6 protein-coding genes are annotated in these 12,744 nt (G+C 53.2%); 5 read left to right on the top strand and 1 reads right to left on the bottom strand.

Features of this window, described 5'->3' with window-relative positions:
• Window positions 1-405 precede the first annotated feature (405 nt).
• From IE165_RS11790 to IE165_RS11780, 3 genes are read left to right on the top strand one after another with little or no spacing between them, the layout of a single operon-like run.
• The gene (locus IE165_RS11790; protein WP_189626828.1) at window positions 406-6,231 is read left to right on the top strand and encodes a CLIPPER-2 domain-containing protein; all 5,826 of its coding nucleotides are present in this window, start codon (window positions 406-408) and stop codon (window positions 6,229-6,231) included.
• Window positions 6,232-6,234: 3 nt separating this feature from the next.
• The gene (locus IE165_RS11785; protein WP_189626827.1) at window positions 6,235-7,251 is read left to right on the top strand and encodes a PorP/SprF family type IX secretion system membrane protein; all 1,017 of its coding nucleotides are present in this window, start codon (window positions 6,235-6,237) and stop codon (window positions 7,249-7,251) included.
• 21 nt (window positions 7,252-7,272) lie between these two features.
• Window positions 7,273-9,207 (top strand): OmpA family protein, encoded by a 1,935-nt coding sequence (locus IE165_RS11780; protein WP_189626826.1) that lies wholly within the window; start codon window positions 7,273-7,275, stop codon window positions 9,205-9,207.
• Between the two features lie 1,272 nt (window positions 9,208-10,479).
• Here IE165_RS11780 and IE165_RS11775 read toward each other — a convergent pair.
• On the bottom strand, window positions 10,480-11,586 hold the full coding sequence (locus tag IE165_RS11775; RefSeq protein ID WP_189626825.1) for an Rpn family recombination-promoting nuclease/putative transposase: 1,107 nt from the start codon (window positions 11,584-11,586) through the stop codon (window positions 10,480-10,482).
• A 435-nt stretch (window positions 11,587-12,021) separates the two neighbouring features.
• Here IE165_RS11775 and IE165_RS11770 point away from each other — a divergent pair, with 435 nt between their 5' ends.
• The gene (locus tag IE165_RS11770) at window positions 12,022-12,297 is read left to right on the top strand and encodes a hypothetical protein (RefSeq protein ID WP_189626824.1); all 276 of its coding nucleotides are present in this window, start codon (window positions 12,022-12,024) and stop codon (window positions 12,295-12,297) included.
• 187 nt (window positions 12,298-12,484) lie between these two features.
• Window positions 12,485-12,688: a hypothetical protein gene (locus IE165_RS11765; RefSeq protein WP_189626823.1), complete on the top strand. Its 204-nt coding sequence runs from the start codon at window positions 12,485-12,487 to the stop codon at window positions 12,686-12,688.
• Window positions 12,689-12,744: the final 56 nt, after the last annotated feature.

Genomic DNA, 12,744 nt, shown 5'->3' with positions numbered 1-12,744 from the left:
GGCAAGCGGCGGAAGGGATTGTGGGAAGGAAAGAAATCCGAATGGCACGCGCAGCAAGCCCGCAGATAGCACCTAGCGCGTCGCGCTACGCATGACGCTATAGCGTAAAAACCAGCGCATAAACATTGACATAAATCAACATATAGTGCAAAAAGAACAATAATACCACCCGAAAGGGTGGGATAATTCATTATTCACGATAATATCTTTGCCATAATAATTGAGTTTTAGTAAATAGGATACCTGTTCATCTTACCGGCAAACAACGAAAGATAAAACACGCCTCTTTTGAATAAGCGCTTATGAGTTCAAAGGTATGGGGCGAAACCAAATTTATTAACTAAAACCCGCTAGATAAAACAAGTGCCGGCAGGTAAGCGTGTCTTACCCCTGCCCAGACATACTATGATAAGTAAAACCCAGCGTACGGGAAGTTTTTTGGGGGAAAAGCTTACCTTTCTTAGCGCATTGGTCCTCCTGTTGGCTGCTATGTGGCCTTGGTCGGTTTACGCGACATCGCCAACCACCTTAACCGTACAACAGTCGGCCGACATCCGTTTCACGAGGGTTACCGATCGCTCGCGTGTCTACCAAAAAGTAGGCGACGTCGTCGAGTATACCGTGATCGTTAGCAACCGCAGCAGCGGTACCATTAGCAACCTGACACTCACCCATACCAAAGCGGAGAACACGCAGTCTGCACCCATCTCCCCTATCGATGCCAACTCGCAACGCACCTTTATCATTTCCTACAGCATTACCCAAGCCGATATCGATCGCGGCGCCATCTACGCCGAATCCGTCCTCACAGGAAAAAATGCGGACAACAGCACGTTCAGCTTACGGTCTGTCGATACAGCGCCTCTCGATCCGAGCGATCCAGCTACACCTGCAGCCGATCCAAGTTGTTTGAACTGTACCATCAGCCCTATCGTGCAATCTCCAAGATTGCAGGTCGTCATGAGCACCGACCGGAGCCGTCGCTATACAAAAGAGGGCGAACTGATCAACTATGATATTCGGGTACGCAATACCGGCAACACCACGCTGCGACAGCTGCGCATCGTGGACAAACATATGGAAGGAACCCTATTGGCACAAGCCGCTGACTTAGCCGTCAACCAAACCTTGACGTTCACCATTGCCCACAGCATAACCCAAGCGGATATCGACCGCGGGGTGGTCTACAAGCAGGTGCAGGCCAATGCCAACAGCCATGGCACAGCTATAAGCCAGCTCTCTGTAGATGGCAACCCGCTCGGCACAACCGACCCTTTGCGTTCACCCGGTTGCCCGGACTGTACGGTGGCACCCATCCTGCGGGAATACAAATTACACCTTATCAAAACGATCGACCGCACAAAAACATACCAGCATATCGGCCAAGAGATGGTCTACCAGATTTCGCTGACCAATGCCGGTAACGTGACGCTACGCGATGTGCACGTAACAGACAATAATGCGACACTGCAAGGCGCCGTCAGCTTCACAAATCTTGCAGCTGGCGAAGTCAAGGTATTACAGGCCAAACGTACCGTAACACAGGCAGACATTGACCGCGGGGCTGTCTACAACCAAGCCACCGTGCTGGCCAAAGATCCCGACGGAAACAGCATTTCGACCATCTCGATGGATACCAGTGCCCTCTTGCCTGCCGATCCGCTGTACGACGCATCGTGCCCAAGCTGCACCGTCGCTCCCATTAAGCAAAGCCCCGAGCTTACACTGATCAAGACGGCCGATCGGACACAGGTGCGCTCGAAGATCGGCGATTTGGTGCACTTTACCATACGCGTAAAAAATACTGGAAATGTGCCCCTACACCAGATTACGGTGAGCGATCCATTGGTCGACGACAGAACCGTTGGCAATATCGCACTGCTACCCATAGGTGAAGAACGTAGCTTTACCGCTTCACACCGCATTACGCAAGCTGATATCGATCGTGGTGCCATTTACAATGTAGCCAGCGTATCGGGTCGAACCGCAAAAGGGGCACAAGTTACGGCGCTATCTACCGATGGTAATCCCTTAGCCGCCAGCGATCCGCTTTACGATCCTGCCTGCCCCCACTGCACAGTTGTTGCCGTGCAGCAACATGCGGCGCTCAGGCTCCATAAAACGACCGATCATAGCCTCGTGTACACGAAAGTCGGCGACGTCGTCGAATATACCGTTACCGTACGCAATATGGGCAATACCACACTGAGCAAGCTCGAGCTGTCGGCGGCTATGGGCGAACCGCGCCACATCGGCAGCATAGCCACGCTGGAGGTTGGCGCGACGCGCAGCTTCCGCACTAGCCACAGCATCACCCAAGCCGAGCTCGATCGCGGGTTTACCTACCACTTGGCACAGGTAACCGCCGTAGATCCAGCAGGCAACACACTGGTACAAACTTCGACCGATCCACAGCCTCTTACAGGCGCCCCGATAGCGGCCGACTGTCCCGATTGCACCATAGTCGGCCTTCGCCAGCTTCCTGCCCTGCAATTGCTAGAAACCGCCGATAAAACGATTGCTTACCAAAAGGTAGGCGACATCATTCGCTACAACATCCAGATAAAAAATACAGGCAACCAAACCCTACGGAACATGGTGCTACATACCGAAAAACTCGCACTAACCGATGTAGACAATATCGACAAGCTGGAGGTCGGGCAGAGCCATCTTGTTGCAGCAACCCACATCATCAGCCAAGAGGATCTTGATCGGGGTGCCGTATACACGCAGTCCACCGCCACCGTGACCGATCCGCGAGGAAATACGTTACAGCAGCTTTCGGAAGATGGGCTACCCCTCAGTCCGTTAGATCCTCTTGTCGATCCAGCTTGCGCCACCTGCACCGTGGTACCTTTGCAGCAACTACCGAAAACGGCCTTTAGCAAATCCTATGACAGATCGGCCGTGTACAACCAATTGGGACAATTGATCGACTATACGATCCGGGTTACCAATAATGGAAATGTGACGCTGCAAGCTATCCATATTTTGGACAACAACGCAGATGTGCAGGATGTAGGCAGCGCGGATCGCCTCGCTGTCGGCGAGACCCGTAGCTTTAGCGCAACGCATCGCATTACCGCTGCCGATATACAGCAGGGGGTCGTTTACAACCAAGCATCGTTAAAGGCTGTGTATGGCGGGCTGCCCTATGAGCAGACATCGGTGGATAGCCAGCCGTTACCGGCCAATCATCCGTTATTTGATCCGGCATGTCCCAGTTGCACCGTGACGCCGGTGGGCTACATCGATCGTTTAGTCTTGCAAAAAACTGCCGACCGTAGCCGAAACTACAGCAAGGTGGGCGATGTGATCACTTACAGCATAAAAGTGCATAAAGAGGGAAACCGCTCGGCCAACAATTTGGTAATTACGGATGCAAACGCCGACGCCAATTATGTCGGATCTATCAGCAACCTCGCCGTAGGGCAAAGTCGTCAGTTTACGGCTACACATACCGTAACGCAGATGGACCTGGATAGCGGTGCCGTATATAACCAAGCCGTGGTGTGGGCACGCGATTCCGAGGGAAATTTGTTGGAAAGCCTTTCCGTCGACACCGACCCCCTACCGGAATCCGAAGCTTGGTTCAAACCCGGTTGTACCGATTGCACCATCACCTTGTTGCAGCAAAATCCAGCTTTGCAGCTGTTGAAAACGACAGATAGAAATCAAGTCTACAAACATGTCGGCGACGTGATCATGTATTGGTTAACCCTCACCAATAGCGGCAATGTCACGCTATTCAACATACGACTTACAGACGCGAATGCCGATGATCCCCTCGTGGGGCAGGTATCTCGGCTGGAAGTCGGGCAAACGCGTCGCTTTCTGGCCTACCATACCATCAGCCAAGCTGATGTGGATCGCGGCGCAGTATACAACTTAGCCGTTGCAAAGGGGCATGATCCGCGGGGAAAAAATGTGGAAGTACAGTCTGCAGACAGCAATCCACTTGACCCTGCCGAACCTAACTACCCCGAGCCGCACCCCGATTGCCCCACCTGCACCATCACGCCCGTTCAGCAAGATCCCGCTTTAAGCTTGGTAAAAACGACCGATCGCAGCCAACGCTATCGTGTTCCAGGCGATGTGATCCGCTATAGCATCACCGTGGTCAACAGCGGAAACACAACGCTCAAGAATGTACGCATCAGCGATGAGCAGGCCGACACGCCCGAGGTGGCGACCATGGCGCAGCTGGAAGTGGGCCAAAGCCAAACCTTCGCCGCCACCCATACCATTACACAAGCCGATGTCGATCGGGGAGCCGTCTACAATATCGCCCTCGTCACGGGCGAAGATCCGGCCGGACGCACGGTAGAAGCACATTCTACCGATAGCAATCCCTTGCATCAGCATGATCCCGATACGCCCGCCCCGCACCCCGACTGTCCGGATTGCACCGTTACGCCCATCGATCAAACACCTGCACTCCAAGTCGTAAAAACGGCGGATCTGTCGGTGCTGTTCCGCTACGCCGGCGAGCGAGTGGCTTATCGTATTACTGTGCGTAATGTAGGAAATGTAACCCTACGCCAAATTGCGGTAACGGATGCAAACGCCGATAACCCGCAAGTAGGCCACATCGTTGAGCTGCCTGTGGGCGAAACTGCCGAGTTAACGGCTTACCACACCATTACACAAGCTGATATGGATCGCGGCTATGTAGCCAATATTGCACTTGCCCAAGGGCAGGGGCCACAGGGCAAGCCTATCGAGCAGGAATCCGAACCGGGCAATACGCCGAAGCCCGAAGATCCCACCGACCCTGCCTGCCCCAAGTGCACCATCGCGCCACTGCCGTGGAAGAAGCTGGAAGCACTGGATGACCATTTCAAAGGTGTCAGCAGTCGATCAGGAGTGCACACGGAAACCGTGCTGCGGAATGACAGGCTAGCCAATCTTCCCGTTTTAGCGACCGACTTACTTTTAACACCGCACGTGGCACCACGCGCTGGTATAGCTATGCAGGCGGATGGCCGCATAGCGGTCTCCTCCAGTGTGCCTGAAGGAACATACCGCTATCCATACCAGATTTGCGAACGCCGAAACCCCTCCAACTGCGCTCAGGCTGTTGCTACCATCGAGGTTATAGCCCCGCAAATACTAGCGCTAGACGATGATTTCACGATCAATGGTAAAGTAGGTGGTACCACCAGCAGCATCTTGAGCAACGACAGCCTGAACCAACAAGCTGTCGTCCGTCAAGACATTGCCCTTCACAGCGTGTATACCGAAGTCGGAGCCATGCAGATACAGCAGGATGGCAGCATCCACATCGCGGCTGGTACGGCTGCCGGTCTATACGAATTGCCCTATCGGATTTGTGAAGTCCTCAACCCTAACAACTGTGCCGAGGCCGTAGCACGCGTGCGGGTAGCGCAGGCGCTGATCCTAGCCGTAGACGACCATTTTATCCCGGTTGTTGGCGAAGATGGCGGACTCACCGCTTCGGTGCTGGAGAATGATAAGCTGAACGACATGGCACTCCTACCCAAGGATGTTCGCCTCACCTGGATCGACGAAGCACCAAGTGGCTTGGATTTGCGGCCTGATGGCACCATATTCATAAACGGCAAGCAACCAACCAATAGTTACCAGCTGCGCTACCGTATTTGCGAAGTACTCAACCCCAGCAACTGTAGCGAGGCAATGGCCTTTATCGAGATCGTTCCTGCTCCCATTGTTGCGCGAGACGAGCATATCCCCGTCAGTTGGAGCCGCGAAAGCCAACAGACGATCTCGGTGCTGGACAACGACCAGCTCAATGGCAAGGCTATCATCCTCACGGATGTGCTACTGCATCCCGGCCTACCGAGTGATGCAGCACTAACGATGGGCAGCGATGGTTCCATTACGCTTCAAGCTGGAATCCGCCCGGGCCGCTATAGCTTCCCTTACCGCATCTGTGAGGTGCTGAATCCAAACAACTGCGCGCAGGCTGTCGCTACCATCGATATTTCTTCCGAGCTTTTTATCCCCAATGTATTTACACCGCGCACAAGAGATGGTATCAACGACACCTTCGAGATTATCGGTCATAAGCAGTTTGATCGCATCAAATTACTGGTGATCAACCGATGGGGAAACGAAGTGTACAAAAATGAGCATTATGATAACGACTGGAATGGAAGCAACCTTCCTGAAGGCACCTACTATTACCATATCACCACGATTAAAGGTTCAGAAACCAACGTGCTCAAAGGCTGGGTAATGATCAAATAACAAATGAATAAAACCAAACATATCCTATACAGCACCTTGCTCTATCTGCTCCTTACGGCAGCGCAAGGCTATGCACAACAAAATATACAGTTCACGCAGTATATCTTCAACTCGATCAGTGTCAATCCAGCCTACGCTGGCTACAAGGAAGAGTGGTTTGCGCAGGTTGGTCTGCGCAGCCAATGGACAGACTGGCCCGGTGCACCACGTACAGGATCGCTGTCCGTCGACGGGGTGCTGGATCCGCGCAGCAAGCGACATGCTGCGGGCTTACAGTTCACAGCCGACAAACTGGGCGCACAGAGCGCAACCTCGATCTACGCAAATTATGCGTTGCGACTGCAGCTGGATGATCGGGATGCGCAGCGTCTTGCCCTAGGCATTGCGGTGGGCGGTACGCAATACGGGCTGGACGGCAGCAAGCTGCAGCCCGTCAATCCAGAGGATGAAGCCATTCCACCGGGCTATATGTCAACTTGGAATCCCGATATCCGATTAGGCATCTACTATTCCAGTCCAAGGCTCTATGTCGGCTTGGCGGTGCAAGACTTGTTTGCTAACGACAATCGGAACAATGCCATGCGTTTCAACCAAAATAGCCTCGAAAGCCTCTATCGCACGAGCAATGCTTATTTGATTGCCGGCGGTTTGATCAACATTGAAGAGGGGTTGCACCTGCGTCCCAGCCTTTTGGTGAAGGACGATTTTAAAGGCCCCACCTCGCTCGATCTCAACGCAATGCTGATCTTTCAAGGACGTTTTTGGATCGGAGCAGGTTATCGCACCCGCGCCCGCTTGTTCGACCGTCCCTACTACGATCAGTCGCCCATGAAGCTTAGCGCCATAAATGCCCTATCCGGTATTGCCCAGTTCTATGCAAGCAACAACTTGCGCATCGGCTACTCCTATGACTTTATGATCAATCAGATGCGCGGGCTACAGAGCGGCACTCATGAGATTACACTGGGCCTCACAATGGGCCGTATCTTGCAACAAATGCTCAGTCCAAGGTATTTCTAGTTCACCATTAACCGCATCGCTATGCAATTTACCCTTCTGATCAACACCATCGCTATCATGCTCATTGCGCTTTGCCCCGCATTCGGGCAGGAACAGCTAACACTTCGGGATAAGGCCGAGGAATGCTATGAACGGATGGAATATGCTGCGGCCATTCCATTGTATGAGTACCTACTGCAAGTAAAGAAGCCTCATGTAAAGGATATGGAACGCCTCGCTTCTGCCTTTCTATACATCAATGATTATGAACAGGCCGAAAACTGGTATGCGCGCGCGGTGCAAACGCCGCGACATCGGCCAGAAGCTCTGTGGGGATATGTGCAGGCGCTTCGGCAGAATGGCAAATATACCGAAGCCAAGGTGCAGCTCCTCGACTATCAACGCCAATATGGAGATTCACCCCGAGTGCAGCTGGCCATCCAAGGTTGCGATTCTGCGATACGTTGGATCGCCTCCCCCACCGCACACCGCCTTCACAACCTCCGGGAGGTCAACTCGGCACTCGCCGAGTTTGCGCCCTTCCCCCTAAAAGACAAACTATACTATGTGGGCGAACCGCGTAGCTCGGGCAAAAGCCGAAGCGGCATGAGTGGCCAGTCTTACTTGCGGCTGTTCACTGCCAACCGCGCAGGTCACGAACTGTCCTTTGCCGAACCATTTGACGTTACTTTTAATGATGCTCGCTACCATATCGGACCACTCGCCGCCAGTGAACAGGGCGATACGCTCTATGTTACACGCACCGCCGTAGGAAAGCATACCGAGCGTTACCGAAAAGACGGTCGCCGCTTTCGTAAGCATAATTTAGAGCTGAAGCTTTATGTCAGGCAGGGCGAGCAGTGGCGCGAAGAGGATTTCCCCTACAACAAGGTGGAAGCGTATTCCGTAGGCCATGCCTGCCTCGCGGCAGATGGACAAACGCTCTATTTCGCTTCCGATCGCCCAGGAGGTATGGGCGGCGTAGATATTTGGTATTGCATCCGCGACGCGAAAGGTGCCTGGGGTCGTCCGGTCAACGCCGGATCAATGGTTAATTCGCCCGGAGACGAGCTATTCCCGAACATCTTTGCCGATGCCCTCTACTATGCCAGTGACGGTTTTGCTGGCATGGGAGGCTTCGATATTTTCGTAGCACAGGGGAGTCGCGGCGAGTACCGTACGCGCCAAAACTTACGTTACCCCATCAATACGGCTGGCGATGATTTTGGGATGGCTCCCTTGCTCGTGGATGATGATGCGTTCGAGGGCTTTCTTTCTTCCAACAGACGCGGCGGACTCGGTAGCGACGACCTATACACCGTAAAGCTGCACCAGCCTAGCCGACAGATCACGCTAGAGGGTCGGGCACACGATAGAAAAACGCGTGATGGCCTTGGCGAAACGATGGTGACGCTCTTCGATGATCAGGGCGAGCTGCTGGCTCGCAAGCAAACGGACGAATACGGATTCTTCCGCTTCGCACTGCAGCCAGGCCAAACACATTGGGTTTTTGCGGACCATAAAGGTTATATGGCCGACTCCACTCGTCTTGCGCCAATGGATAACCTGCGCGATACCAGTGTCCACGTCGCGCTGTACCTCGCACCATTGAATAAGGTCGGGGATAAAATTGTGCTGGAGAACCTCTATTATGATTTTGACAAACATGATATCAGGCCCGACGCAGCTTTGGTATTGAACCAAGTGGTACGTGTCATGCGAGACAATCCGGGCTTGCGAATCGAGCTGTCCAGCCATACCGATAGCCGCGGTAGCGACGATTACAACATGAAGCTCTCCCAACGAAGAGCACAGGCAGCAGTAGATTATGTGGTGGGTCGCGGCATAGCCGCCGACAGATTGCAAGCTCGTGGCTACGGCGAAAGCCGGCTCGTAAACCTCTGTACTGAAATAGCCAACTGCAGCGAAGCAGAACACCAAGCCAATAGGCGTACCGAGCTCGAAGTGATCCAATAAGGTGGTGTCCCTCGCCGGGACTGGGCGTCCCTAAGCCCGGGACAGGGGCGTTACTTTTGTAGGGCAAAAGTAACCAAAACCCCGTCGCTGATTTTTGTTGCATCCTTATGGGGCAGTGCATAGGCAAGTTTCTACAGACGCAACAAAAATGATGCGACATCGCTGTTAATAAAAGGCAGAAGCGATAGTGAGCGTGCTGCTGATTTTCGCGTTATGCTAAAGCTATTGTGCCTTGAGTGATGAAGTGATAAGGTGAGAAGGTGATAAAGTGACGTGCGATAACTGGGGTATCTTCTTAAGATCGCATTACTGTAAGATAGCGAACGATTGCCGCTGATAAGGAAAAGCGTATAACGGAACTTTTAGGTCTCCTTGCAAGTGCTGGCTGGTAAAGAGCATGTTTGGGGGTCTCGAGGGCAGGGCAAGCATGGAATCATGTCGACATCGCATCCAAAGCGATGGCGGCATGATTCCGGCTTCGGCCAAACAGGTTGCTTTGCGCAGGGCGGACCCGTGCGACAGAGCACCTCAAGGAGACAAAGGCTTTTGATCACTTTTGGCCTTCAAAAGTGATGCCCTGCCGCGGCGAGCGGCGAAAGGGTCAAGGGAGGGGAAGCTGCCGAAGGATTGAGCAGCAACCCCGCGGAAGCGACATGCATCCTTATGGGGCAGTGCATAGGCAAGTTTCTATAGACGCAACAAAAATGATGCGACATTGCTGTTAATGATGGGCAGAAGCGATAGTGAGGGTACTGCTGATTTTCGCGTTATGCTGAGGCTATTGTGCCTTGAGTGAAGAAGTGAGAGGGTGATAAGGTTAAGATGTGATAAGGTGATAAAGTGACGTGCCAGCTCTTAAATATTGAGCAGAAGCGATAGCGAGCGTATCGCTGATTATCGCATTGCTGTAGATAGCGAACGATTGCCGTTGATAAGGAAAAGCGTATAACGGAACTTTTAGGTCTCCTTGCAAGTGCTGGCTGGCAAAGAGCATGTTTGGGGGAAGAGGGCAGGGCAAGCATGGAATCATGTCGACATCGCATCCAAAGCGATGGCGGCGTTATTCCGGCTTCGGCCAAACAGGGTGCTTTGCGCAGGAAGGGCCTGTGCGACAGAGCACCTCAAGGAGACAAAGGCTTTTGATCACTTTTGGCCTTCAAAAGTGATGCCCTGCCGCGGCGAGCGGCGAAAGGATTTGTGAGGGGGGTAGCCTCCAGCATGCATGGGCAGCAACCGCCCGCCGGCAAATAGCGCGATGCCTCGCACTACATATTACTTACTACTGCTCAGTGCCTCGATATCAGCAAGGGAAAGACCCGTATAGATAGCAATATCTTCGGCAGATAGGCCATTTTTTTGCATGGTGGTTGCAATCGCAATCGTCTTTCTGTGTGCACCTTGCTCTAAGCCTTGTTTTAATCCTTTCTCCAAACCCTCTTCCATCCCTTGTTCGATCCCTTTCTCCATCCCTTGCTCTAAACCTTTCTCCAAACCCTGTTCTAAACCCTTTTCTAAACCCTTTTCCAATCCTTCGATCAAGCCTTTATCCATGGCTTCTTTCAGGCCTGTTACGAGGGCTTCTTCGGCAGCCTCGGCAGCTTTTAGGGCGGTTTCCGCAGCTTTCAGGGCCTCCCTGGTTTTTGCCTGCTCCTGTTCCTGGTATTTCCGCACGACTGCGGCATCCCACTTGCGTTTCAAACTTACATCGTACATATGGCGTTCCTCCTTGTTCAGTTGCGTGTAGGCAGCTATCTCGAACAGCTGCTCAAAGATGGGCTGCCGCAGGTGCACCGGAAGACCGGCCAGCTTGGACATGTTCTTCAGCACGTACAGCCAACGGTCCAGATCGCTCTGCAGATCAGCCCCTTGCTTCACAAATTTAACCAATTCCACGTACAGGTACGCCATCTCCTCGTAAAAAACTTCGCCCGTACGGCGGTTGCACAGGCAGATCTCCTGCAGGTAATCCGCGCCGCCCCCACCGCCGGGGATCGGGAAGCCGTCCAGCAGCACGACCACGTATACCGCGCTGATCGCATAGTCCCAGTCCCGGCGCTGCCCGCGGGGTGCCGAGTCGGCGATCAGCTTGCTGCCATAGTACAGCATCCGCCGCTTCAGGTTCAGGTGCGTGCTGCGCTGCACCTCGATCAGGAAATGCTCGCCCGCCTCCGTGCTGCACAGCAGGTCGAAGATCACCGTACCCATCTCCACCGTATCGCCCACGTGCTCGTTCCTGCCGTACTGCAGGTCCGCGATCTGCAGGCGGCCCTGGAACAGCTCGTTCAAGAAGGCCTTTAAAAAAGGTTTGTTGCCCTCCGACCCGAAGATCCGCTTGAAGCCGAAATCCGTCGTCAAATCGATGTACCTGTGCGCATCCATGTATGTATAAATTGGTTTCAGGGGCTAAGGTAAAGAGGTTGCTCGGTAATAGTCGGTTGTCAAATGTTTATATACGATTATAAATGTTTACCATCGGTAGTTATATTGCCATGACCCATACGCTTTTGTCCCTCGCCGGGACTGGGCGTCCCTAAGCCCGGGACAGGGGCGTTACTTTTGAAAGGCAAAAGTAACCAAAACCCCGTCGCTGATTTTTGTTGCATCCTTATGGGGCAGTGCATAGGCAAGTTTCTACAGACGCAACAAAAATGATGCGACATTGCTGTTAATAAAAGGCAGAAGCGATAGTGAGCGTGCTGCTGAAGATCGCAATACTGTAAGATAGCGAACGATAACTTTTTGATAAGGAAAAGCATGTAACGGAACTTTTGGGTCTCCTTAACAGTGCTGGCTGGCAAAGAGCATGTTTGGGGGATGAGGGCAGGGCAAGCATGGAATCATGTCGACATCGCATCCAAAGCGATGGCGGCGTTATTCCGGCTTCGGCCAAACAGGCTGCTTTGCGCAGGGCGGACTCGTGCGACAGAGCACCTCAAGGAGACAAAGGCTTTTGATCACTTTTGGCCTTCAAAAGTGATGCCCTGCCGCGGCGAGCGGCGAAAGGGTTTGTGGGAAGGGCACATCTCGAAGGCACGAGCGGCGACCTTGTGCCGGCGAAAAGGCAAGTTTCTACAGACGCAACAAAAATGATGCGACATCCCGGTTAATTAGGGGTAGAAGCGATAGTGAGCGTACTGCTGATGATCGTAATCTGCAGTGCTACACAATAGCGAACGATTGCCGCTGATAAGGAAAAGCGTATAACGGAACTTTTGGGTCTCCTTAAAAGTGCTGGCTGGCAAAGAGCATGTTTGGGGGTTTCGAGGGCAGGGCAAGCATGGAATCATGTCGACATCGCATCCAAAGCGATGGCGGCGTTATTCCGGCTTCGCCAAACATGGTGCTTTGCGCAGGGCGGACTCGTGCGACAGAGCACCTCAAGGAGACAAAGGCTTTTGATCACTTTTGGCCTTCAAAAGTGATGCCCTGCCGCGGCGAGCGGCGAAAGGGTTTGTGGGAAGGGCACATTTCGAAGGTATGAGCGGCAACCTCGTGCCAGCGATAAGTGCGCTGCGTCGCACGACGCTACAAGCAAGA

Origin of the sequence: Sphingobacterium griseoflavum, assembly GCF_014653155.1 — a bacterium.
Taxonomy (GTDB): domain Bacteria; phylum Bacteroidota; class Bacteroidia; order Sphingobacteriales; family Sphingobacteriaceae; genus Sphingobacterium; species Sphingobacterium griseoflavum.
This window is presented reverse-complemented; position numbering and strand designations above follow the sequence as displayed.

Coding starts and splice junctions, on each gene's coding strand:
- IE165_RS11790 (WP_189626828.1), top strand. CDS start 406: ATGATAAGTAAAACCCAGCGTACGGGAAGTTTTTTGGGGGAAAAGCTT.
- IE165_RS11785 (WP_189626827.1), top strand. CDS start 6,235: ATGAATAAAACCAAACATATCCTATACAGCACCTTGCTCTATCTGCTC.
- IE165_RS11780 (WP_189626826.1), top strand. CDS start 7,273: ATGCAATTTACCCTTCTGATCAACACCATCGCTATCATGCTCATTGCG.
- IE165_RS11775 (WP_189626825.1), bottom strand. CDS start 11,586: ATGGATGCGCACAGGTACATCGATTTGACGACGGATTTCGGCTTCAAG.
- IE165_RS11770 (WP_189626824.1), top strand. CDS start 12,022: ATGAGGGCAGGGCAAGCATGGAATCATGTCGACATCGCATCCAAAGCG.
- IE165_RS11765 (WP_189626823.1), top strand. CDS start 12,485: ATGGAATCATGTCGACATCGCATCCAAAGCGATGGCGGCGTTATTCCG.